This window comes from Rhizocola hellebori, from assembly GCF_016862955.1.
Classification (GTDB): domain Bacteria; phylum Actinomycetota; class Actinomycetes; order Mycobacteriales; family Micromonosporaceae; genus Rhizocola; species Rhizocola hellebori.
Genome location: NZ_BONY01000012.1, coordinates 90,768 through 112,678, shown reverse-complemented (window position 1 = coordinate 112,678; position 21,911 = coordinate 90,768). Strand labels below are relative to the sequence as shown.

The 21,911-nt window shown below is 65.8% G+C and carries 20 protein-coding genes; 9 read left to right on the top strand and 11 right to left on the bottom strand.

Features of this window, described 5'->3' with window-relative positions; all coding sequences use genetic code 11:
- Positions 1-77: 77 nt before the first annotated feature.
- A complete protein-coding gene (locus tag Rhe02_RS12185; protein WP_203908265.1) occupies positions 78-1,658 on the bottom strand; it encodes an FAD-dependent oxidoreductase in 1,581 nt (526 codons plus the stop codon).
- Between the two features lie 120 nt (positions 1,659-1,778).
- Here Rhe02_RS12185 and Rhe02_RS12180 point away from each other — a divergent pair, with 120 nt between their 5' ends.
- Complete coding sequence (locus tag Rhe02_RS12180; RefSeq protein WP_373320623.1) at positions 1,779-3,686, top strand: M14 family zinc carboxypeptidase; 1,908 nt, start codon at positions 1,779-1,781, stop codon at positions 3,684-3,686.
- 145 nt (positions 3,687-3,831) lie between these two features.
- Here Rhe02_RS12180 and Rhe02_RS12175 read toward each other — a convergent pair whose 3' ends face one another.
- Genes Rhe02_RS12175 through guaB form a run of 3 tightly spaced genes read right to left on the bottom strand, consistent with a single transcriptional unit; the run spans position 3,832 to position 7,877 of the window.
- On the bottom strand, positions 3,832-5,265 hold the full coding sequence (locus Rhe02_RS12175) for a M1 family metallopeptidase (RefSeq protein WP_203908264.1): 1,434 nt from the start codon (positions 5,263-5,265) through the stop codon (positions 3,832-3,834).
- Between the two features lie 15 nt (positions 5,266-5,280).
- The gene (locus tag Rhe02_RS12170; RefSeq protein WP_203908263.1) at positions 5,281-6,393 is read right to left on the bottom strand and encodes a GuaB3 family IMP dehydrogenase-related protein; all 1,113 of its coding nucleotides are present in this window, start codon (positions 6,391-6,393) and stop codon (positions 5,281-5,283) included.
- A gap of 2 nt (positions 6,394-6,395) precedes the next feature.
- Positions 6,396-7,877 carry an IMP dehydrogenase gene (gene guaB / locus Rhe02_RS12165; protein WP_203908262.1) on the bottom strand — a complete coding sequence of 494 codons (1,482 nt, stop codon included), beginning with the start codon at positions 7,875-7,877 and terminating at the stop codon, positions 6,396-6,398.
- 59 nt (positions 7,878-7,936) lie between these two features.
- On the opposite strand from guaB, the gene Rhe02_RS12160 reads away from it, so the two are divergent.
- A complete protein-coding gene (locus Rhe02_RS12160) occupies positions 7,937-8,320 on the top strand; it encodes a DUF5319 domain-containing protein (RefSeq protein WP_203908261.1) in 384 nt (127 codons plus the stop codon).
- 113 nt (positions 8,321-8,433) lie between these two features.
- Here Rhe02_RS12160 and Rhe02_RS12155 read toward each other — a convergent pair whose 3' ends face one another.
- Entirely contained in the window at positions 8,434-9,153 is a 720-nt protein-coding gene (locus Rhe02_RS12155) for a helix-turn-helix transcriptional regulator (protein WP_203908260.1), read from the bottom strand.
- Between the two features lie 185 nt (positions 9,154-9,338).
- Here Rhe02_RS12155 and Rhe02_RS12150 point away from each other — a divergent pair, with 185 nt between their 5' ends.
- Positions 9,339-9,671 (top strand): WhiB family transcriptional regulator, encoded by a 333-nt coding sequence (locus tag Rhe02_RS12150; protein ID WP_203908259.1) that lies wholly within the window; start codon positions 9,339-9,341, stop codon positions 9,669-9,671.
- Here the strand turns inward: Rhe02_RS12150 and Rhe02_RS12145 are convergent.
- From Rhe02_RS12145 to groES, 4 genes are all read right to left on the bottom strand, one after another.
- Complete coding sequence (locus Rhe02_RS12145) at positions 9,652-11,247, bottom strand: molybdopterin-dependent oxidoreductase (protein WP_203908258.1); 1,596 nt, start codon at positions 11,245-11,247, stop codon at positions 9,652-9,654. The genes Rhe02_RS12150 and Rhe02_RS12145 overlap by 20 nt on opposite strands.
- A 35-nt stretch (positions 11,248-11,282) precedes the next feature.
- Positions 11,283-12,050, bottom strand: coding sequence for a hypothetical protein (locus Rhe02_RS12140; RefSeq protein ID WP_203908257.1), 768 nt, complete (start codon positions 12,048-12,050; stop codon positions 11,283-11,285).
- A 108-nt stretch (positions 12,051-12,158) separates the two neighbouring features.
- The gene (groL, locus tag Rhe02_RS12135) at positions 12,159-13,805 is read right to left on the bottom strand and encodes a chaperonin GroEL (protein WP_203908256.1); all 1,647 of its coding nucleotides are present in this window, start codon (positions 13,803-13,805) and stop codon (positions 12,159-12,161) included.
- A 64-nt stretch (positions 13,806-13,869) separates the two neighbouring features.
- A complete protein-coding gene (gene groES, locus Rhe02_RS12130) occupies positions 13,870-14,178 on the bottom strand; it encodes a co-chaperone GroES (RefSeq protein ID WP_505973674.1) in 309 nt (102 codons plus the stop codon).
- Between the two features lie 177 nt (positions 14,179-14,355).
- Between groES and Rhe02_RS12125 the strand changes: the two genes are divergently transcribed.
- From Rhe02_RS12125 to Rhe02_RS12100, 6 genes are all read left to right on the top strand, one after another.
- Positions 14,356-15,513, top strand: a complete 1,158-nt coding sequence (locus Rhe02_RS12125) for a class I SAM-dependent methyltransferase (protein WP_203908255.1) — start codon at positions 14,356-14,358, stop codon at positions 15,511-15,513.
- A 482-nt stretch (positions 15,514-15,995) separates the two neighbouring features.
- A complete protein-coding gene (gene ybaK, locus Rhe02_RS12120) occupies positions 15,996-16,472 on the top strand; it encodes a Cys-tRNA(Pro) deacylase (protein WP_203908254.1) in 477 nt (158 codons plus the stop codon).
- A gap of 23 nt (positions 16,473-16,495) precedes the next feature.
- Positions 16,496-17,896, top strand: a complete 1,401-nt coding sequence (locus tag Rhe02_RS12115) for an ABC transporter substrate-binding protein (RefSeq protein WP_203908253.1) — start codon at positions 16,496-16,498, stop codon at positions 17,894-17,896.
- Positions 17,896-18,918: an ABC transporter ATP-binding protein gene (locus Rhe02_RS12110; protein ID WP_203908252.1), complete on the top strand. Its 1,023-nt coding sequence runs from the start codon at positions 17,896-17,898 to the stop codon at positions 18,916-18,918. The genes Rhe02_RS12115 and Rhe02_RS12110 overlap by 1 nt, the downstream gene beginning before the upstream one ends.
- Entirely contained in the window at positions 18,915-19,817 is a 903-nt protein-coding gene (locus Rhe02_RS12105; RefSeq protein ID WP_203908251.1) for a carbohydrate ABC transporter permease, read from the top strand. The genes Rhe02_RS12110 and Rhe02_RS12105 overlap by 4 nt, the downstream gene beginning before the upstream one ends.
- Positions 19,817-20,641 (top strand): carbohydrate ABC transporter permease, encoded by an 825-nt coding sequence (locus Rhe02_RS12100; protein ID WP_203908250.1) that lies wholly within the window; start codon positions 19,817-19,819, stop codon positions 20,639-20,641. The genes Rhe02_RS12105 and Rhe02_RS12100 overlap by 1 nt, the downstream gene beginning before the upstream one ends.
- A 24-nt stretch (positions 20,642-20,665) precedes the next feature.
- Here Rhe02_RS12100 and Rhe02_RS12095 read toward each other — a convergent pair whose 3' ends face one another.
- Both Rhe02_RS12095 and Rhe02_RS12090 read right to left on the bottom strand, forming a co-directional pair.
- On the bottom strand, positions 20,666-21,511 hold the full coding sequence (locus Rhe02_RS12095) for a hypothetical protein (protein ID WP_203908249.1): 846 nt from the start codon (positions 21,509-21,511) through the stop codon (positions 20,666-20,668).
- Positions 21,512-21,599: 88 nt separating this feature from the next.
- Positions 21,600-21,908: a DUF4286 domain-containing protein gene (locus Rhe02_RS12090; protein ID WP_203908248.1), complete on the bottom strand. Its 309-nt coding sequence runs from the start codon at positions 21,906-21,908 to the stop codon at positions 21,600-21,602.
- Between the last annotated feature and the right edge of the window lie 3 nt (positions 21,909-21,911).

The window sequence follows — 21,911 nt, the reverse complement described above, 5'->3', positions numbered from 1 at the left end:
CCCACAGGCTGAGGCTCAAAAGTCAAATTCAGGTAAAGATCAGGCCAGTTTCATGTTTGAGCCACAGGTCTGCGCGCTCAGCTGACCGGCAGGCTCGGCCGGGGATCGGGTTGACCCTTGGCCGGCCAGTGGGAGAAGGCCCGTTCTGCCTGTGCCGCAATGGTTAGCGACGGATTCACGCCCAGGTTCGCGCACACCGCGGCGCCATCGACGACGTGCAGGCCGGGATGACCGTAGACGCGGTGGTACTGGTCGACCACGCCCGATTCAGGGTCGGCCCCGATGACCGCCCCGCCGAGAATGTGCGCGGTGACCGGGATGTCGGCCATCTCCGGCAAGGATCCGCCCGGGACGCCGCCGATCTCCTCGGCCAGCAGCCGGGCGGCCGTGTTGCCCTCCGGAATCCAGGTCGGGTTCGGTGCGCCATGCCCCTGCGCCGAGCGCAGCCGGCCCCGCTTGTAGTGCACGTTGAGGGAGGTGTCGTGCGACTGCATGACCAGCGCGATGATGGTCCGCTCCGACCAGCGCCTGACCGAGATCGCCCGAAGGTAGACAAAAGGCCAGCTGAACATGGCTTTGAGCCACCGCCCGAAGCGGCCTTTGCCCCCGTCGGTCAGCGCCGACTGCAGCAGCCCCATCGAGTTGGATCCCTTGCCGTAGCGAACCGGCTCGATGTGGGTCCGCTCGTCGGGATGGAACGAGCTCGTGATCGCCACGCCCTCGGTGTAGTCGAGCTTGCGGCGTCGTGCCTCACGCGGGAGCACCGTCGCGCCGAGCAACGACTCGGAGTTGGTGCGGGTGAGCATGCCGAGCCTCCTGGAGAGCCTCGGAAGATCGCCCGAGGCCTTCATCTTGTGCAGAAGACGTTGTGTACCAAGGGCTCCTGCGGCGAAGACCACCTGGTCGGCCTCGAAGACCCGGCCACGTTTCGCGGTCACCCGATAACCCGCCCCCTGCGGTTTGACCGACGTCACCTCGGTGCGCGCGAACACTTGCACGCCAAGCTTTTCGGCGAAGTAGAGGTAGTTCTTCACCAGGGTGTTCTTGGCGTTGTGCCGGCAACCGGTCATGCAGCTGCCGCAGTGCAGGCAACCGCTGCGGGCCGGGCCGGCGCCGTCGAAGTACGGGTCCTCGACGCGGACACCCGGTGTGCCAAGGAAGACGCCGACCGGCGTGGGGTGGAAGCTCTCCCCGACTCCCATCCGCTCGGCCACCTTGCGCATGGCCTCGTCCATGGGAGTGGTCCGGTTGTAGGTGACGACACCGAGCATTCGTTCCGCGGTGTCATAGTGCGGAGCCAATTCGGCGCGCCAGTCCGCTATGTCCCTCCACTGTGGATCGTCGTAGAAGGCGGGCAATGGCCGGTACAGGGTGTTGGCATAGACGAGCGAGCCGCCGCCCACCCCGGCCCCGGACAGGACCAGGACGCTGGCACCCTTGGTGGAGGAGCGAAGCAGGGCGATGCGCTGGATGCCGTAGCACCCCAGCGCGGGGGCCCACAGGAACTTGCGTACCCGCCAGCTGGTTTTGGGGAAATCCTTGTCCTCGAACCGCTGCCCGGCCTCGAGCACCGCGACCGAATAGCCCTTCTCGGCCAGCCGGAGCGCGGCCACACTCCCACCGAACCCCGAACCGATGACGACCACGTCAAACCGCATGTCGTGATTATTACCAGCTGGTAACCCTAGCGCAACCATCGCTGAAAATTGATGTATTGATATGACCTAAAGCTTCGTGATCCCCTGGTGAGGACTCGCTTCACCAATAGGGAGGTCTCAATGCGACGACAAGTCGCGATTTTCGTGTCCGTCATAGCCATCGGGGCGGCGATGGTTCTGAACGGTCCGGCCACGGGGGCGCCTGACGCACCGGACGGCGGCACCGACACCGCCGCCCAGTACATGATCATCGGGCCGAAGACGTTTGCCGATCGCAACGCGGTGGCCCGTACGGGTGCAGCCATCGATTCCATCGAGCACGGCAAGATCTACGTGAGCGCCACGCGCACCGAAGCGCGGGCCATCGAGAAGCTCGGCTTCGGCCTGGAACTGATCCCGCCGGCGGCCACCACCGGTGACATCAGCATTCAGGACTTCCCCTCGGCCGACTCGGCCTACCACAACTTCGCCGAGATGGTCACCGAGATCAACAATGTGGCCGCAGCCTTCCCGAACCTGGTGCGCGTCTCCACCATTGGGCAGTCCTACCAAGGCCGCGCCATCTACGCGATCAAGATTTCGGACAACGTCGCCACCGACGAGAACGAGCCGGAAATCCTGCTCAACGCCCACCTCCACGCCCGCGAGCACCTGACCGTGGAGATGGCCCTTTACCTGCTCAACACCTTCACCGGCCAGTACGCCACCGACTCCCGCGTGCGCAACGTCGTGGACAGCCGCGAGATCTGGATCCTGCCCGACCTCAACCCGGACGGCGGCGAGTACGACATCGCGACCGGCTCCTACCGATCGTGGCGCAAGAACCGTCAGCCCAACTCCGGATCGTCCAATGTGGGCACAGATCTGAACCGCAACTTCGGCTACAACTGGGGCTGCTGCGGCGGTTCCAGCGGCAGCACCTCTTCGGAGACCTACCGCGGCCCGTCCGCCTTCTCCGCGCCCGAGACCGCGGTCGTCCGCGACTTCGTACTCAGCCGGCGCATCGGCGGCGTCCAGCAGATCAAAGCGAATATCGACTTCCACACCTACTCGGAGTTGGTGCTCTGGCCCTACGGCTACACCACGGCGAACACCGCGCCGGGCCTGAACGCCGACCAGGAGGCCACCTTCCGCACCATCGGCATCCAGATGGCCAACACCAACGGCTACACCCCGATGCAGGGCAGCGACCTTTACATCACCGATGGCGACATCACCGACTGGCTGTGGGGCAACCAGCAGATCTGGACCTACACCTTCGAGATGTACCCGGCTTCGGGTGGCGGCGGCTTCTACCCGCCCGACGAGGTGATCCCCGCGCAGACCTCACGGAACAAGACCGCGGTGCTGATCCTGTCCGAGTACGCGGACTGTCCCTACCGCGCGATCGGCAAGGAAGCCCAATACTGCGGCGCCCCAGGGGCACCCGTTGTCGCCAACCCGGGCAACCAGACGACCGCGGTCGGCACCGCGGTCACGCTCAACAACAGCGCCACGGGTGGCACGACGCCCTACACCTGGTCGGCCACCGGGCTTCCGCCCGGCCTGTCCATCAACTCGGGTAGCGGCCAGATCTCAGGCACGCCAACAACTGTCGGCACCTACAGCGTGACCGTCACCGCTTCCGGCGGCGGCACGGGCTCGGCCGGATTCACCTGGACCGTGAACACGACGGGCGGTTCCTGCACCGGTACCAACGGAACTGATGTGTCCATTCCCGACAACAACACCAACGTGTTCAGTGACATCGTCATCTCCGGCTGCGCCGGCAACGCGTCGACGGCCAGCACGGTCGCGGTGAACATCGTCCACACCTTCAAGGGTGACCTCGTCGTGGACCTCATCGCCCCGGACGGAAGTGCCTACCTCCTGCACAACCGGACAGGCGGCAGTGCCGACAACATCAATCAGACCTACACCGTGAACCTCGGCGGTGAGGTCGCCAACGGCACCTGGCGGCTACGCGCCCGCGACGCTGCCTCAGCAGACACCGGCTTCATCAACTCTGTGACATTGAGCTTGCGCTAAAGCGACAAGCGGGCAGCGCCGCCTCAAGCTGGCGTCTTCCCTCGGGATCTTGAAGCCCCAAAGAGCGGGGCTTCAAGATCGCTCAGTCCAGACACCAGCGCGGCGCTGCGAATGTGCAGCGCCGCGCTGAAAACCTTAGTATTTCTCAGATTTCTGGCCGCGATTTGGTGAAGAGCCAGTCTTGGAAGAATTGGTCCAAGTCTTTGCCGGATATCTTCTGCGCCAGGGCGATGAATTCGTCGGTGGTGGCTAGGCCGTCGTGCTGCTCGGAGACCCAGGTCTTGAGAAGCTCGAAGAACTTGTCATCACCGATCTGCTTGCGCAGCTGGTGCAGGGTCATCCCGCCACGCTGGTAGACGCTGGCGGAGAAGAGGTTTTCCCGGCCGGGCGCGCCGGGGGCCACCTTCCAGATGTTGTTGCTCGAATCGGAGTACCGCCGATTGAACTCGCTCTGGATGCTGGGGCCGCCCTGGCTTTCCTGCCACATCCACTGCGCGTAGGTGGCGAAGCCCTCATTGAGCCAGATGTGCTGCCACGTGTCGACCGAGACGCTGTCGCCGAACCACTGGTGCGCCAGCTCGTGCGCCATCACGGTGGTGTTGCTCCCGCCGCGCCAGAAGCCGTCGGAGTACATCGGCCTGGTCTGCGTCTCCAGGGCGAACCCGATGCGGTCATCGTCGATGACGATGCCGCCGTAGGCGTTGAACGGGTACGGCCCGAAGGACTTCGCGAGAAAGTCGACGATCTCACCGGTGCGGGCGATGTCGCGGTCGATGGTCCCGTTGGGGATGGTTTCCGCGACCGCGGTCACCATGGGCATCCCCTGATGGGTGGTCTTCACGACGCGATACTTGCCGATGGCCAGCGCGGTCAGATAGGAGGCCATCGGGGAGGTGACCTCCCAGCGCCAGCTGGTCTTTCCGCCTGCGGTCGTCTCACCGGCAAGCACGCCGTTGCTGATCGCGCTGAGCCCCTGCGGGACGGTCACTTCGATCGAGTAGAGGGCTTTGTCCCGCGGATGGTCGTTGACCGGGAACCAGGTGGTGGCCGACTCCGGCTCGCCGATGGCGATCGCGCCGTCCGGCGTGTGCAGGAACCCGGTCACGCCGAGCGCCGGCTGGCCGATCGCCGACGGCACCCCGCTGTAGTCGACCACGGTGGTGAAGGCCGTGCCCTTGGCGATCGCCTTGGGCGGCAGGATGATCAGCTCATCCTGCTCGCGGGAGAACTCGGCCTTCGCCCCATCGACCGTCAGCTGGCTGATGTTCATGCCGTGGAAGTCGAGATGGAAACGGGTCAGCTGATCGGTGGCCGTCATCTTGATCTGGGTATGGCCGATCATCTGATCGTTGTTCGGCGTGTACTCGACCTTCAGGTCGTAGCGCTCCACGTCGTAGCCCGAGTTGCCGTAAGTCGGGTAATAGGGGTCACCTATGCCGCCCAGGCTGGGGGCGGCCGCCGAGGAAGAAACCTCGGGAGCAGCGGTTTCCTCGGTAAACAGCGGCTTGGAAGGCGTCGTGGTGCACGCAGCCAACACCGTGACCGCGACACCGGTCAGCACCCATGCAGACTTGCCCATGGCGGGAAAGCTACCTCAGCGATCGAGCATCAACCCAACCTTCTGGAACTCTTTTAGATCACGATAGCCACACTTGGCCATGGCTCGTTTGAGGCCACCGAAGAGATTGAGCCCTCCGCCGGCGTCGTCTGAGGGGCCAAATAAAAGCTTTTCGAGGGGTACCGAAGGAGCATCGTCGATCGTCCCCACGTGCCCACGCGGGAGCTTGGGGTGGCTCGCCGAAGGATGCCACCACAACCCGCCCGCGGGGCTGCCGGCCGCAATGGTCAGCGGCATGCCGAGCATGACCGCGTCTGCCCCGCAGGCCAGCGATTTGGCGATGTCACCGGAGGTGTGCACGTCACCGTCGGCGATCAGGTGCACGTAACGCCCGCCGGTCTCATCCAGATAGTCGCGACGGGCAGCGGCCGCGTCGGCGATCGCGGTCGCCATCGGCACCCTGATCCCGAGCACAGTGTCCGTACTGGACAGATCATCCGCGCCGATGCCCACGATGACCCCGGCCGCGCCTGTCCGCATCAGGTGCAGCGCGGTCTGATAGTTGGTGCACCCGCCCACGATCACGGGCAGGTCGAGGTCGGCGATGAACTCTTTGAGGTTCAGCGGCTCGTCCACCGTGGACACATGCTCGGCCGAGACCAGCGTGCCCTGAATGACCAGCAGGTCGACCCCGGCGTCGAGGATGACGGGCGCCAGCTTGAGCGTGTGCTGTGGCGAGACGCGCACGGCGACGGTCACCCCACCCGTGCGGATCTCGCGGACCCGCTCCGCGATGAGCTCCGGCTTGATCGGCTCGGAGTAGAGCTCCTGCAGCGTGACCGTCGGGTTCTCGCTCTCCTTCACCGAGGCGAGCAGCTTGGTCGGGTCTTCGTACCGGGTCCACAGACCCTCGACATTGAGCACTCCGAGGCCGCCGGCCTGGCCCAGGGCGACGACCGTGTCGGGGCTCATGGTGGCGTCGGAGGGGTGCGCCACACACGGAATGCCGAACCGGTAGGCGTCAAGCTGCCAAGCGGTCGACACATCGTCGACATCGCGGGTGCGGCGGGTGGGCACGATCGCGATGTCGTCCAAATGAAACCCACGCTGTGCTGACTTGCCGAGTCCAACCTCGACCATGTCCCGCATGATTACCTCGATGAATAGTTGGGAGCTTCCACGGTCATCTGAATGTCGTGCGGGTGGCTCTCTTTCAAACCGGCCGAGGTGATCCGCACCAGCTTGCCGCGCTTCTGCAGCTCGGCGATGCTGTCTGCGCCACTGTAGAACAGGGCCTGGCGCAGGCCGCCGACGAGCTGGTAGGCCACCGTCGACACCTGGCCACGATAGGGCACCTGGCCCTCGATGCCCTCGGGGATCAGCTTCTCGTTGCTCGTCACGTCGGCCTGGAAGTAGCGGTCCTTGGAGTAGCTCTGCGCGGCCGGGCCCCGCGCCATCATCGCGCCGAGCGAGCCCATGCCGCGGTAAGTCTTGTACTGCTTGCCATTGGAGAAGATCAGGTCGCCCGGCGACTCCGCGCAGCCGGCCAGCAGCCCGCCCAGCATCACGGTGTCAGCGCCGGCCACGATGGCCTTCGCGATGTCGCCGGAGTATTGGATGCCGCCGTCAGCGATGATCGGCACCCCGGCCGGCCGGCACGCCCGGGCCACCTCCATGATGGCCGTAATCTGAGGCATGCCAACGCCTGCGACCACTCGCGTGGTGCAGATCGCGCCCGGCCCGACGCCCACCTTCACCGCATCGGCGCCCGCGTTGACGAGTGCCTTGGCCCCTTCGAAGGTGACCACGTTGCCGCCGACGATCTGGGCCGAGGTCTCCTTCTTCAACCGGGACACCAGATCGATCACCGCGCTGCTGTGGCCGTGCGCCACATCCACCATGATCACGTCGACGCCCACGTCGGCCAGAGCCCGGGCCCGCTTGTAGCCCGCCTCGTCGCCCACCCCGACCGCGGCGGCCACGAGCAACCGGCCCGCGTCGTCCTTGGCGGCGTTCGGGTACTGGTCGCTCTTGGTGAAGTCCTTGACCGTGATGAGGCCACGCAACCGGTTGGCCTCGTCGACCAGCGGCAGCTTTTCGACCTTGTGCGTGCGAAGCAGCGCGAGCGCCTCCTCTTTGGACACTCCCACCTTCGCGGTCACCAGCGGCATCGAGGTCATCACCTCGTGGACGCGGACCGACAGGTCGGAGACGAAGCGCATGTCGCGGTTGGTCACGATGCCCACCAGCGTGCCGCTGCCGTCGACCACCGGCACGCCGGAGATCCGGTAGCGGGCGCACAGCGCGTCGATGTCGCGCAGGGTGTCGTCAGGCGAACAGGTGACCGGGTTGGTGATCATGCCCGATTCGGAGCGTTTCACCAGGTCGGCCTGGGCCGCCTGCTCCTCGATGGCCAGGTTGCGGTGCAGGGTGCCGATGCCGCCCTGGCGGGCCAGCGCGATCGCCATGCGCGCCTCGGTCACGGTGTCCATCGCGCTGGAAACAATCGGGATATTAAGGGTGATTTCGCGGGTCAGCCGGGTGGCGGTGGTTACCTGGCTGGGAATCAGGTCCGACTCAGCCGGAACTAGGAGAACGTCATCGAAGGTCAGGCCAAGTGGAATGCTGTCCATCTTCCGAATCCTACCCAGGTGACCGAGCCACAGACTCGATTGGGTACTAACGTGAAGGGGTGCACGACGAGCCGATTGACCCGTTCCACGGGGATCCCGCCGATCCCACCGCCGATCTTGATGATCTGGACGGTGACGCTTACGGCGAGCTCTCCACGCAGGAACGCGCGGACCTGCTCGCCGATCTGTCAGAGCTGGAGATCTACCAGGTGCTGCTCACTCCCAAGGGGGTCCGCGGTCTCGTGGTCGACTGCGAAGACTGCCGCGAGCCGCACTACTTCGACTGGGATCTGTTACGCGGCAACCTGAAGCATCTTCTCGATTCAGGCCGGCCCCGCGTGCACGAGCCCGCCTACGACCCAGATCCTGATCACTATGTGACCTGGGAGTACGCGCGGGGGTACGCGGACGCCGTCGACGACATGGTCGAAGAGGACAAGTAGCTGGCAGCAAGGTGGGCTGAACGCTTCGCGTTCAGCCCACCTTGCGCTAAATCACCCGCAGGGGCGTGGCTCGGTGTGCTGGGCCACGACCCGTGCGTCTCATGGTGGGTGTTTTAGCTGACCAATCCTGCTCTGAAGCCGGCCGCCACCGCGTGGGCGCGGTCACGGGCGCCCAGCTTGCGGAACAGGCGCCGGGCGTGTGTTTTGACGGTGTCCTCCGACACGAAGAGCTCACGGCCGATCTCCGCGTTGCTCTGTCCGTCGGCCATCCCACGCAACACCTGAAGCTCACGTTCGGTGAGCGTCACCGAGCGCACCGGCCGCGCCAGCGGACCGAGGCGGGCGGCCGCCGTGATGGGCACGTCGACACGTTGCGCGGGAACGACCGCGGTGGCCGGATAGGTGGCCACCTGGGTGCGCCCCTTGGGCAATTGCGGCGGGGGAAGCGAAGGCGCGGGCGGCGCGGCAAGCCGAGCCACCAAAAGCAGAGCCTTCGCAGCCGCGCTGGCCGGATCGAGATCGGTGCCACCGATCAATCCGCGCGCTCCAGCCCGAATAGCACCCTGCGCCACCGCGGGCTCCTCTGGCCCAAAGAGCACCAGTTGAGTCTGTGGGGCGATGGCCAGCACCCGGCGGGTGAAGCCAACCGTGTCGGGCTTAGTCAATGCCGTATCGGCGAAGACTATCCCGGCCGGAAAGGTGCCAAGCTGAGCTATGGCATCTGCCGCGCTGGTCGCGGTGCGGACACCCGCACCGACGCCAAGCCTTTCAGCACACGATGCGATTGTCGCCGCGCTCTGTGCTGTCCTGACGCATACGAGGACGGTCTGCACGGTGATCCCCCTCTCTCCTGCGAAGAAGACCACGAGTTAGCCAGATCATTACGCACTTTCGGGGAATGTGTACGAAAACTTGGGCTAGTACTACCTGATCATCCAACGGGTGACGACAACTGGACGCACGAGGAGTAACGTGCGTACGTTGCGCAAAACAGCCTCCCATCCCCCAAGGAGGTCAGGTGGCTCACTTCCATAGACTTCCCGGTCCGATAGCCGACATTTGGGCCTGGCAGCACCGTGGCGCTTGCCGAGACCGCGACAGCGCCCAGTTCTTCCACCCAGATGGAGAACGAGGCGCATCCCGTGGTCGGCGCGAAAACGCGGCAAAACGTGTTTGTGAACGCTGCCCAGTGCGGGCGCAATGCGCGGCTTACGCGCTGAGCACAAGAGAGCCCTACGGGGTATGGGGCGGTTTTACCGAGCACGAGCGCTTACAGATCCTCCGCGAGGGCTGGAGCGGCGAGCTCGATGTGCGCGGGCTTGAAGCGCGGCTTACGACACCGTCACGGTGATCGAATGCCAGCCCTCGGCCCCGTCCGGCACCACCGGCACAGGGCGGCTCGGCTGAAGCTCACCGGTGCTGTCCGCGGCCCGCACGATGATCGTGTGCTTGCCAGGCGCGGCTTTCCAGGGCAGGGTCCACTGGCGCCAGGTATCGGCTGACACAGCGCCTTTCAGCTCGGCCTGCTGCCAGGTGGCCCCGTTGTCGGTGCTTACCTCGACCACGCTGACGCCGCGATGCTGCGCCCAGGCGATGCCGGCCACCACCGTCTCCCCCGCGGTCACCTTCGCCCCGTCCCTTGGGGCGTCAATGCGCGACTGGGTTTTGATAGGCCCCTGCGCGGACCAGCCCCGCCGGATCCAGTAGGCGTCGAAGTCGGCGAAGGAGCTGAGCTCGATCTCGGTAATCCACTTGCAGGCGCTCACGTAGCCGTACAGGCCGGGGGTCACCATCCGCACCGGGAAGCCGTGCTCCACCGGTAGTGGCTCACCGTTCATGCCGACGGCCAGCATCGCATCCCGCCCGTCGCGCAACACCGAAGTCGGGGTGCCACAGGTCCAGCCGTCCACCGAGCGGCTCACCACCTGGTCGGCTCCGTCCTCAGGCTGGGCCTCGTCGAGCAGGTCTTTTACGGGTACCCCCAACCACTTGGCGTTGCTGATGAGGTCACCACCGACCTCATTGGACACACAGGCCAGGGTCACGTAGCGCTCAATCATCGGCCGGGCCATGAGTTGGTCAAACGTGAGTGTGAAAGGGTTTCGCACCCGCCCATGGATCTTCAACCTCCATGCGGCCGGATCCACCTGCGGCGTGACCAGCGAGGTGTCGATCCGGTAGAAGTACGGGTTGGGGGTCACATACTTCTCCAGGCTCCCCACCGGCGGATCGATGTTGGCCGGCAGCGCCGGAGCAGGGCTGGAAGCCGGTGGCAGCACCACTTCCTTGCGGGCGAGCTCGGCCGTGCGGCGGCTGCTGAGCCAGCGCCCGCCAAGCCCGGCGACCACGGCCACGGCGGCCGTTCCCAAGGCCCAGCCGAGAAAACTTCGCCTTTGCTCGCCGCGTGGCGCCATTGCCGCGGCGCGGGTTTCCGTTCCCTCCTCGTCGGGCCAGCCTCCTGCCGTCGCACGCGGTGCGGTGTCTGCACCGGCGGGCGAGGTGGTTTCCGCGAGGTCCAAGAGGCGGAACAGAACGAAGAGCGCGGCGGCGCTGCCGATCAGGGTCGGCAGGACCCAGAGCCAGGTGGCGTTGTGGCGGGTGAGGGCGGCGGCGATGCCGATCGCGGCGAAGACGGCGATGCCGGCGTAGCCCCAGCGGCGGTCGCGACTTGCCCCGATGCCGATCAGCGCCGCGAAAATGGCCAGCAGCAGACTGGTACCCACCAGAAGTGCGACTTTGTCGTAGACCCCAAAAATGGAGATGGCGAACTGCTTGGCCGGCTCCGGGATGGAATCCACGACCACCCCGCCGACCGCGATCAGCGGCGCGGATTGCGGCCCGATCAGGGCCGCCACCACCTCGGCGACACCCAGCGCTACCGCTGCCGCGACGACCCCAGCGAGCGCGGCCCGACCCTTCGACACCATGGCGTAAGTCTGCGCCATGGAGCCTCAAAAAGTTCTTACGAAGTGGTGATCAACGGGAGATCGACGGCTATGTTTCTAGGCGCGTTGAAGTCGCCGCTGAAGATCTGCGTGAAGGCCAGCGTGACCTTGGTGACGTCGCCCGCGATCACGCCGTCGAAGAAGAGCAGCCCGGTGCGTTCGCCATTGGCCGGCACGCTTCCCTCCGACCAATCGCCGGCCAGACTGTCGCGCTGCAGGGTGCGCGCACCCGGAATGGTCAGCTGGATCGAGGGCATGACGATCTCCCGCGGCCCGCCGTTCTTAACCGTGATGGTCACCAGCACGTTCTTCTCGGCCACGGCCAGCTTCGTGATGGTCACCGTGACATAGCCGGCCGACTTGGAGACCGGCTGCGCCAAGCGGGAGACGCTCGGGCCCTTCTCCACACACCGGTCGGGATGCTGCATGCACTCGACATCGGTGACGATCTTGCCGCCGATCCACTGGGCGGCGTAGGTGACGCCGACTCCCCCGCACCCACACAGCAACAGCACCACGACAATCGCCAGCACCCATGGCATCGTGCGCGGTCGAGGGCTGCTCCGCGGCACGCTATAGCCCGGATACACCGGCGCGGGAGGCGGAAGCTCTTGTGGGCGACCAGATTTCGCCCGATCGATGAAGACCCCGGCCATGACCACCACGAGACCGACGCCGGTCGAGATGAGTGACCCCTGCAGCGGGGTCACCTCGGCCGGGGTCAGATAGTTGGCGAGCATGGTGCCGACGGTGGTCACGAGATAGCTGACCAGCGCCCAAAACATCGACCAGCCAAGACCCCTGGTGCGAACCGCGGCTTGCATAGGCCTCCAGACACGACAATGCCCCGGCAGGTTATCCCCGCCGGGGCAAAGTGTCTGTCGGCTTTCGGCTCAGAAGCCGGGGCCGTGCTGGTGGCCGTGGCCATGACCGTGGCCATGTCCGCCGCCGTTCGCGGCCTCTTGCTTCTTCGGCTTCTCGACGATCAGCGACTCGGTGGTCAGCAGCAGCCCCGCGATGGAGGCGGCGTTGAGCACCGCGTTGCGGGTCACCTTCACCGGGTCGACGATGCCGGCCTTGGCGAGGTCGACGAACTCACCGGAGGCCGCGTTGAGGCCGTGGCCCCACTCGGCCGCCGCGACCTGATTCACGACGACGTAGCCGTCGTGGCCGGCGTTCTGGGCGATCCAGCGCAGCGGCTCGGCCAGCGACTTGCGCACGATCGAGACACCCACCTTCTCGTCACCGGTGAAGCCGAGGTCGTCGGAGAGCGCCGAGATGACCTGAACCAGGGCCGCGCCACCGCCGGGCACGATGCCTTCCTCGACAGCGGCCTTGGTCGCGGCGATCGCGTCTTCGATGCGGTGCTTGCGCTCCTTCATCTCGACCTCGGTCGCGGCACCGACCTTGATGACGGCGATGCCGCCGGAGAGCTTGGCCAGACGCTCGGCCAGCTTCTCCTTGTCCCAGTCGGAGTCGGAAGCCTCGATCTCCTTGCGGATCTGACCGACGCGCGCCTCGACCTCGTCGCCGGCACCGGAACCCTCGATGATCGTGGTGGTGTCCTTGGTGATCACGACGCGCCGGGCCGAGCCCAGCACCTCGAGACCGACCGAGTCGAGCTTGTGGCCAAGCTCCGGCGCGACCAGCTCACCGCCGGTGAGGATCGCCATGTCCTGCAGCATCGCCTTGCGGCGGTCGCCGAACCCGGGCGCCTTCACCGCGGCGACCTTGATGGTCTTGCGGATGGAGTTCACTACGAGCGTGCTCAGGGCCTGGCCGTCCACGTCCTCGGCGACGAGCAGCAGCGGCTTGCCCGACTGGAGGACCTTCTCCAACAGCGGCAGCAGCTCCTCGATCGACGAGATCTTCTGCGTGGTGATCAGGATGTAGGGATCGTCAAGCACGGCCTCGCCCGACTCGGCGTCGGTGACGAAGTGCGGCGAGATGAAACCCTTGTCGAACTGCATACCTTCGGTGACATCGAGCTCGGTGGCGAGGGTGGAGCCCTCCTCGACCGTGATGACGCCGTCGCGGCCGACCTTCTCCATCGCCTCGGCGATCAGCTCACCGATCGTCGAGTCCTGCGCGGAGATGGTGGCTACGTGGGCGATGTCAGACTTGTCCGCGACAGCGGCCGCCTTCGCCAGCAGTGCCTCGCTGATCTTGGCGGCAGCGGCGTCGACGCCACGCTTGACGCCGGCCGGGTTGGCACCGGCCGCAACGTTGCGCAGACCTTCGCGGACCATGGCCTGAGCCAGCACCGTGGCGGTCGTGGTGCCGTCACCGGCAACGTCGTTGGTCTTGGTCGCGACTTCCTTGACGAGCTGGGCGCCCAGGTTCTCGTAAGGGTTGGACAGCTCGATCTCCTTGGCGATGGTGACGCCATCGTTGGTGATCGTCGGGGCACCGAACTTCTTGTCCAGCACCACGTTGCGGCCCTTCGGGCCAAGCGTGACCTTCACCGTGTCCGCGAGCGCGTTGACACCGTGCTCCAGCAGGTGACGCGCCTCATCGGAGAAGCTAAGGATCTTCGCCATTCATAATCTCCTTAATAGACAGTGGTCCGGCCAACCCGTGAGGGAAGCCGGACCACTGATCAGGTCACTTCTCGATGACCGCGAGCACGTCACGGGCGGAGAGCACGAGGTACTCCTCGCCGCGGTACTTGATCTCGGTGCCGCCGTACTTGGAGTAGATGACGGTGTCACCCACTGCCACGTCAAGCGGGACGCGGTTGCCCTTGTCATCGATGCGGCCGGGGCCAACAGCGAGGACAGTGCCCTCCTGCGGCTTCTCCTTGGCGGTGTCGGGAATAACAAGACCCGACGCGGTGGTGGTCTCAGCCTCATTTGCCTGGACCACAATGCGGTCCTCGAGCGGCTTGATCGCAACCTTCGTCGCGGTAGTCACGAGCATACCCTCCTGGGGTATCGAAAACTTGTCCCAATTCACCGCCCGGAGCAGCACCGTCGTCGCGGGTGTCGGCCCTGCCGGGGCGGTCTTAGTTAGCACTCTACTAGTGAGGGTGCTAATCGCCAGACTAGGTCGCCTTTAGCACTCCGTCAAGGAGAGTGCCAGGATGTCTCGGTGGACTTAGCCCAGCTCGCACTATTGCGGGAGCCCGCCGGGGAGCAGGCTTTGGCAGCCGCCGACGCGCTTGTCGAAGGCGATCGGCTCGCTGCCGCATCAAGCCTGCGAGCGCGATTCGGCCCGTCGCTGGCGGCCGCCGCGCTGACCCAGGCGACCCTACGACGCAAGGGCGAGGCGAAGTTCGGTCCAGCCGCGCACGAGATGTACCTCACCCGTGCCGGCCTCGAACAGGCCACCCGGCTGGCGGTCGCGACCCGCCGGGCGCAGCGGCTGAGCCGCAGTGGCGCGGTCAGCGTGGCCGATCTGGGATGCGGGCTCGGTGCCGATCTTCGTGCTTTTATCCGGGCCGGTCTGACCGCATACGGCGTCGAGGCCGACCCAGTGACGGCGGCGTGCGCCGCGCTCAACGCGCCGACCGCCTCGATCACGGTCGGCGACGCCCGTGACTTCGATCTCAGCCTGGTCGGCGCGGCGTTTTGTGACCCGGCCCGGCGCTCGGGCTCACGACGGATCTTCCGCCCGGCCGACTACTCGCCGCCCTGGGACTGGGTGGTGTCGCTAGCCGAACGTGTGCCCAGCACCGTGCTCAAACTCGCGCCTGGCATCGACCAGGCCCTACTCCCGTCCGGCGCCGAGCTGGAGCTCGTCTCCGTCGACGGCGAGGTGGTCGAGGCCGCCGCCTGGTGCGGCCCCCTGGCCGAGGTCGCCTGCCGGGCCACCGTGATCCGCGGCCCCGAAGCACACGAGCTGACCGGAACCGGCCTGGCCCGGGCGGCAGTAGCCGATCCCCGCGGCTACCTCTACGACCCCGACGGCGCCGTGGTCCGCGCCCACCTGGTCGCCGAATTCGCCAATCTCGTCGACGGCACCCTCGCCGACCCAGACATCGCCTACGTCTGGGCCGACCGTCCCACACCGACCCCATTCGGCCGCTGCTTCGCCGTCGACGAGATCCTCCCGTTCTCCCTCAAGCGTTTACGAGCAGCCCTGCGCACACGCGCAGTGGGCCGCCTCGAAATCCTCAAGCGCGGCTCCGCCCTCGACGTCGACTCACTCCGCAAAGATCTCCGCCTAGACGGCCCCAACCCCGCCTCCCTAATCCTCACCCGCATAGCCGGTGCCCCCGTCGCCATAATCGCCACCCCCACCACCTAATCACCCCCATACCTGCGACTTCTTTCTCTTTCTCTCCACGCCGGCCCGTCGTGGTCATCCGCCGCACCTCCCGGGCGGCAACGCCACCTCCGTGCTCGGTCGCGCCCGGCGGCTACGCCGCCGACCAGCACAGCAACCTCCGCAAACAACGCCCCAACCCCACCGCCCCGATCACACCAGTCACCGACGGCCGCCCGTCCACTTCCACGGCACCTACACCTCTGCCTCACTCCCCTAACGCAAAGATCCAGGCGCCGTGAAAGCAGCAGGTGGAGGCAGCCGCAGCAGCGTGCTTGGTCCTGCCCGGCGGCTACGCTGCCGCACACGGGCATGGGCGGCAGCGGCATGGGGGCCCGAAGGTGGCGGGTGGGGCGGCGGAGCCGCTGGGAGGGTGACCACGCACGGGCATGTCGTTCGCCGCCGGGAGATACGGCGGGCGGCCACGACGGCGCGGCGCAAAGTGTGGAAATAGGATTTGTGGTGTGGCTAGTCAGGGAACTCCCGCGACCGCTTTGTTGGTCAAGCAGAAGGTGGCGCACACGCTTCACCCCTATTCGGTGGACGCCGACACTCCTAACTATGGTGCCGTGGTCGCGGAGGCGCTGGGGGCCGAGCCGGGCCGGGTCTTTAAGACTTTAGTGACCGAAGTGGACGGAAATCTGACAGTCGCGGTGGTTCCGGTTACCGGGGACATAGACCTCAAAGCGCTCGCGTCGGCGGCGGGAGGCAAGAAGGCGGCGCTGGCTGAGCGGGAGCTGGCCGAGCGGGTGACGGGATATGTCCGAGGTGGAATCAGCCCGTTGGGCCAGCGTAAACGCCTGCCAACCATAGTCGATCAGTCTGCTTTGGATAATGGGTTGATCTATGTATCGGCTGGTAAACGCGGTCTGCAGGTCCAACTATCGGCCGAGGATCTCATCCGCCTAACCGGAGCCAAGGTCGCCTCTATCGCGCGCTGAGCTGACCGGTTAGCCTCAATTGCATGTCCGAAATATCTAGGCGCGCAGTGTTGCACGGTGTTGGCGCACTCGGACTCGGAGCCGCACTGGCGGCCTGCGCGTCCGAAGAGGACCCAGGCCCGGGGGGTCCCACCGGCTCCGTCGGAGCACCCGCTGAAACCTTTGCGGAACCGACCCGCAAGATCTCCGGCGAGCTGAAGATCCTGCTGTGGAGCCATTTTGTTCCGAGTCACGACACCTGGTTCGACAAGTTCTGCGCTGATTGGGGCGGCAAGACCGGGGTCAAGGTTACCGTCGACCACATTGACCAGGCGCAGATCACCACCCGTCTTGCCGCCGAGATCTCGGCTGGGCAGGGTCACGACCTGGTCCAGTTCATCGCCTGCCTGTCCAGCTTCGAGGAAGGCGTGCTCGACCTCAAGGACGTGACCGACGAAGCGGTCAAGCGCCACGGCCCGCAGTTGGAGCTGTGCCGCAAGTCAAGCCTCAACCCGAAAACCGGGAAGTTCTACGCCTATTCGCCCGGCTGGGTGCCCGACCCGGGCAACTATCGCAAGACCCTGTGGTCGGGCGTGGGCCTGCCCAACGGTCCGTCGACGTGGGACGAGCTGCTCACGGGCGGGACAGAGATAATGAAGTCAAAGAATATCCAGATGGGCCTGGGGATGTCGCAAGAGATCGACTCCAACATGGTCCTGCGGGCGCTGATGTGGTCGTTCGGCTCGTCGATTCAGGACGCGAGCGAAAAGGTCGTCATCAACTCCGACCAGACGGTCGCCGCCGTGGAATATATGGCCAAACTGTTCAAGCAGACCATGACCAACGAGGTGTTCTCGTGGAACGCGGCGAGCAACAACCAGGGTCTGGTGGCGGGCAAGCTCTCCTACGCCGTGAACTCGATTTCGGCCTACCGCACGGCCCAGGGCACCGCGCCCGAGGTCGCCGACGACATCCACTTCGTGTCGGCCTTGCGCGGCACGCAGGGCGCGCTGGCAGCGCAACACGTCATGTACAACTGGGTGGTGCCCAAGCACGCCAAGAATGCCGATGCGGCAAAGGAATTCCTGCTGCACTACACCACCAACTACGCCGCGGCCACCTACGCGTCGAAGCTCTACGACTTCTGCGCGTGGGACAAGCTGACGCCAAACCTGAACGCATGGCTGGCCAGCGATCCGTTCGGCTCCAAGCCATCCGACAAGCTCAAGCTGCTGGCCGACGGCACCAAGTGGAGCACCAACATCGGGCATCCCGGCCCGGCCAGCCCGGCCGAGGGCGAGGTGTTCAGCACGTTCATCATCCCCAACATGTTCGCCAAGGCGGCTCGTGGTGAGCTGACTGCCAAACAGGCGGTCACCGAGGCCGAGGGCCTGATCACCCCGATCTTCGCGAAGTGGCGGGCGAGGGGCCTGGTGGGTGGCTGATGGCGATCGTTGAGGTCGCTCAGCTGGTCAAAGAGTTCGACTCGGGCAAGGTTCGCGCCATCGATGGCGTGAGCCTTGCCACGAACGAAGGCGAATACCTGGTGCTGCTGGGGCCGTCGGGCTGCGGCAAGACGACCCTGTTGCGCACGATCGCCGGGTTGGAGCAGCCGACCTCGGGTGACGTGCTGATCAACGGCCAGGTGGTGACCGCGCTCCCGCCCAGGGCACGGCAGATCGCCATGGTGTTCCAGAGCTACGCGCTCTATCCACATAAGACAGTGCGCGGAAATATCGTGTTCCCGTTGCGGGCGGCCAAGATGGCGCCCGCCGAGCGGGAACGCAAAACAACCTGGGCGGCCGAGCTGCTCGGCATCGGCCATCTGCTTGACCGCAAGCCCCGCCAGCTCTCCGGCGGCGAAAAGCAACGGGTGGCGCTGGCCCGTGCTTTGGTGCGCGACCCGCAGGTCTTCCTGCTCGACGAGCCTCTGTCCAATCTGGACGCAAAATTGCGCGCCTCTGCCCGCGACGAGCTCAAGCGCTTCCAGCAGGAGGTGGCGACCACCACCATCTACGTAACGCACGATCAGGTGGAGGCGATGGGCCTGGGCGACAGGATCGCCGTGCTGAACAACGGAACCGTACGCCAGGTAGGCCCGCCGACCGAGGTTTACGACGATCCAGCGGACACCTTTGTCGCGACCTTCATCGGCTCGCCGCCGATGAACCTCGTGCCCAACGACGGGAAGCTCGTCGGCTTCCGGCCCGAGCACCTGCTTCCGGCCTCGGTCGTCGGCGCCGATGCGCTGCAAGTCAAGCTGGCCGTTGACCGCATGGAATACCTCTCCGGCGACCGTCACCTCTACGGCACCGCCACCGGGGCAGGCGAGAAGAGCCGGGTCATCGCTCGCCTTCCCGCCACCGTCACCTCCGAGGTGCACGCGGGCGAGACCTACGACTTCGCCATCAACCGCAACAGGTTGCGGTACTTCGACGCGAGCACCGGCCTGCGGACCCAGCCATGAGGACCAGAGTCGCCGACCGCGATGGCGCGCTGGCCTGGATCTTCCTTATGCCCAGCGTGGTGTACATCCTCGCGCTCGTCGGAGTCCCCTTCGTGCTTGCGGTCGGGCTCGCCTTCTCCGACGTCACGTCCGGCGATCCGAGTTTCGATTTCGTTGGGGTGGATAACTTCCGGAGTATCTTCGACGATCCGGTCTTCTGGCAGTCGCTGGGCAACACGTTCCTTTTCACCGCGATTTCGATGCTTCTCATCGTGGTACTGGGAAAGATCGTCGCCAACATTCTGGTCGCCGACTTTCGGGGCAAGTGGGTGGTGCGCTTTCTGGTGTTGCTGCCCTGGACCACCCCGGCCACGCTCGGCGCGGTCGCCTGGCTCTGGCTGCTGGACTCGATCTACTCCCCGATCGACTGGGTGCTTCGCCAGCTTGGCTTCCTGGCGGAGGCGGGTAACGGCTCCAACATGTATTGGCTCGGCGAGCCCGCCTTGGCCATGGCCTCGGTCATCGCCGTGCACGTGTGGCGGCTCACCCCGCTGGCCGCCGTCATCATGATGGCCGGTTTGGTGGCCATCCCCAAGGACATGGATGAGGCGGCGCGCATGGACGGCGCCGGCTACTGGCGGCGCATGTTCGAGGTGACCATTCCGATGACCATGCCGGTCATCGCGGTGTCGGCCCTTTTCGGCGCCATCTTCACCTTCACCGACATGGCCGTTGTCGACGTGCTCACCAACGGTGGTCCCAACAACGCCACCCAGGTGCTGACCAGCTGGGCCTTCTTCCGCGGCATCGACGGTGGCGACGTCGGCCAGGGCGCGGCGATCGCGCTGTTCCTCTTCCCCCTCCTGCTGGCCGCGGCCATTGCCATCCTGCGAGCCGTGCGGCGATTGGAGGTTCGGTGATGCGCCGTGCCCCGCTCTACCTTGCCGCCATCATGGTCGCCCTCTGCAGCGCGGCGCCTTTCCTGTGGAGTCTGGTCACGGCGTTCAAGCAGAATCGCGACCTCTACAACCCGGACAACAACCCGTTTCTGTACAACCGTCCGCCGACGCCCGATCACATCACTTACCTTTTCACCAATGCATCATTTGGTACCTTCGCCTGGAACACGTTGTGGGTCGGCGTTCTGGTCGTCGGCATCACCCTCCTGTTAGGACTCCCTGCGGCCTATGCGCTGGCGCGGCTCGACCGCCCGTGGGCCGGCTGGTTCGGCATCGCCATCTTCCTGGTCTACCTCGTCCCGCCCAGCCTGCTGTTCCTTTCCCTGTCCCGAATAGTCGTCGCGGCGGGCCTGCAGGACTCCACCTGGTCCCTGGTGCTGATCTACCCCACCATCACCATCCCCGTCTCCATCTGGCTGCTCATCGGGTTCCTCAAAGCTGTCCCGCGTGACATCGAAGAGCAGGCCATGGTCGACGGCTACAGCCGCCTCGGCGCTTTCTGGAGAGCCGTTGTCCCGCTTACCTTCCCGGGCATCGTGGCGGTCATCGTCTTCGCCTTCACCCTGACCGCCAGCGAGTTCATCTACGCGCTGGCCTTCGTGTCGCCGTCGTCGGAAAAAGTCATCTCCACCGGAGTGCCGACCGAGCTGATCCGCGGCGACGTCTTCTTCTGGCAGTCGCTCCAAGCGGCCACCGTCCTGGTGGCGCTCCCGATAGCGTTTGTCTTCAACCTTTTCCTCGACCGCTTCATCACCGGCTTCACGCAGGGGGCCGTAAAAGGCTGACCCCCTGCGATGGTCGAGCCGCTGTTAGAAGGCGCAGATGGCGTAGACGCGGGTCCACCAGTTGAAGGCGGCTCCGCTGCTGTCTTCGATCGCGGTGGCGGTGACCGCGGTCAGGGCCGCGTTGGGGACGAGCGCGACGTGAAAGACTTCGCCGAAGCTCTGGTTGATGGTGCTACCGAGACCGTGGACGCGCTTTCCGGTGGGGCAGTTGACGGTGACGATGTCCGGGTTGGAGTCGGCCGGGATGTCGTCGGCCCAGACGAGTTGCTGGCCGGGCAGTGAGCTGGCACAGACGGCATGCGCCCACAGGTCCCAGTCGGCCGGTTCGCCATGCTGGTCTTCGGTGGCGTTTGCCTTGGTACCGGTGGGCGCCAACGGCCCGAAACCGCCGATGACCACGTGGCCGGTGCTGCCGACGACGCGGACGCCGTGGCTGATCGCGACGGTGCCATCGGGGCATTCGACCGCGGCGTCCTTGTGCTCATCGGGGTTGTCGGGCGAGACGAAGGACACGTAGGTGAGCCCGGCCGGTTGCTGGCCGCAGATCGCCCAAGCGGTCACCGACCAGGAACCCGGATAGTTTCCGTCTTCCATGGCCGCGGCGGCGAAACGGTCAGTGCTGCCGAGTGCCTGCAGGCGGATGAAGTGGACGTTGCCGCCGCCACCGTTGATGGTTCCGCCTCCACCCAGAACCCTTGTCCCGGCGGGACATTGGGCCAGCGCCTCCTTGGTTTGGGTGGAGTCGGCGACCGAGGTCGCGCTGGTGCGCGTGAGGTTGGGCACGGCGGTTGCCGGGGCGGCGACCGAGGTCAGCGCGGCCATGGCGGCCAGGCCGAGCAGGGCGACCCGGGCGAGCAGTTTGGTGCTCATGGTGCTCCCTTCGCAAGGCGCGCTCACGGATGGAGCGCGTTCGAAGGCATGAGCACCTGGGACATCGAAGGCCAAAAGCTTTTCGATGTCAGGAATCGTACAGACCCGCGAGATCGCCGGTGGATCGCGTGGTGCGGATGTCGGCCGAGGGCGGGAACTTGGCGACGCTGTCGGCGCGCAGGGCCACCGCGGGACCCGCCTCGTAGGCGGCGAACGCCTCGCGGGAGGCGAACAGGTAACGCGTCTCGACGCAGCCGTCGTCCAGCAGCGCCACCTCCGCGCGCAGAGCGCCGCCCTGGGTGATCAAGGCCTGGGCGTGCCCGCCGGTGAGCCAGTCAAGGTAGCGCTGGCGGGTTTGCGGGTCGGAGAATTCGCTGCGCACTGAGTAGACCATCATGGC

Bases quoted from the DNA above. Each gene is read 5' to 3' on its own strand.
- Rhe02_RS12185 (WP_203908265.1), bottom strand. From the start codon at position 1,658: ATGCGGTTTGACGTGGTCGTCATCGGTTCGGGGTTCGGTGGGAGTGTG.
- Rhe02_RS12180 (WP_373320623.1), top strand. From the start codon at position 1,779: ATGCGACGACAAGTCGCGATTTTCGTGTCCGTCATAGCCATCGGGGCG.
- Rhe02_RS12175 (WP_203908264.1), bottom strand. From the start codon at position 5,265: ATGGGCAAGTCTGCATGGGTGCTGACCGGTGTCGCGGTCACGGTGTTG.
- Rhe02_RS12170 (WP_203908263.1), bottom strand. From the start codon at position 6,393: ATGCGGGACATGGTCGAGGTTGGACTCGGCAAGTCAGCACAGCGTGGG.
- guaB (WP_203908262.1), bottom strand. From the start codon at position 7,877: ATGGACAGCATTCCACTTGGCCTGACCTTCGATGACGTTCTCCTAGTT.
- Rhe02_RS12145 (WP_203908258.1), bottom strand. From the start codon at position 11,247: ATGGTGTCGAAGGGTCGGGCCGCGCTCGCTGGGGTCGTCGCGGCAGCG.
- Rhe02_RS12140 (WP_203908257.1), bottom strand. From the start codon at position 12,050: ATGTTTTGGGCGCTGGTCAGCTATCTCGTGACCACCGTCGGCACCATG.
- groL (WP_203908256.1), bottom strand. From the start codon at position 13,805: ATGGCGAAGATCCTTAGCTTCTCCGATGAGGCGCGTCACCTGCTGGAG.
- Rhe02_RS12115 (WP_203908253.1), top strand. From the start codon at position 16,496: ATGTCCGAAATATCTAGGCGCGCAGTGTTGCACGGTGTTGGCGCACTC.
- Rhe02_RS12110 (WP_203908252.1), top strand. From the start codon at position 17,896: ATGGCGATCGTTGAGGTCGCTCAGCTGGTCAAAGAGTTCGACTCGGGC.
- Rhe02_RS12105 (WP_203908251.1), top strand. From the start codon at position 18,915: ATGAGGACCAGAGTCGCCGACCGCGATGGCGCGCTGGCCTGGATCTTC.
- Rhe02_RS12100 (WP_203908250.1), top strand. From the start codon at position 19,817: ATGCGCCGTGCCCCGCTCTACCTTGCCGCCATCATGGTCGCCCTCTGC.
- Rhe02_RS12095 (WP_203908249.1), bottom strand. From the start codon at position 21,511: ATGAGCACCAAACTGCTCGCCCGGGTCGCCCTGCTCGGCCTGGCCGCC.
- Rhe02_RS12090 (WP_203908248.1), bottom strand. From the start codon at position 21,908: ATGATGGTCTACTCAGTGCGCAGCGAATTCTCCGACCCGCAAACCCGC.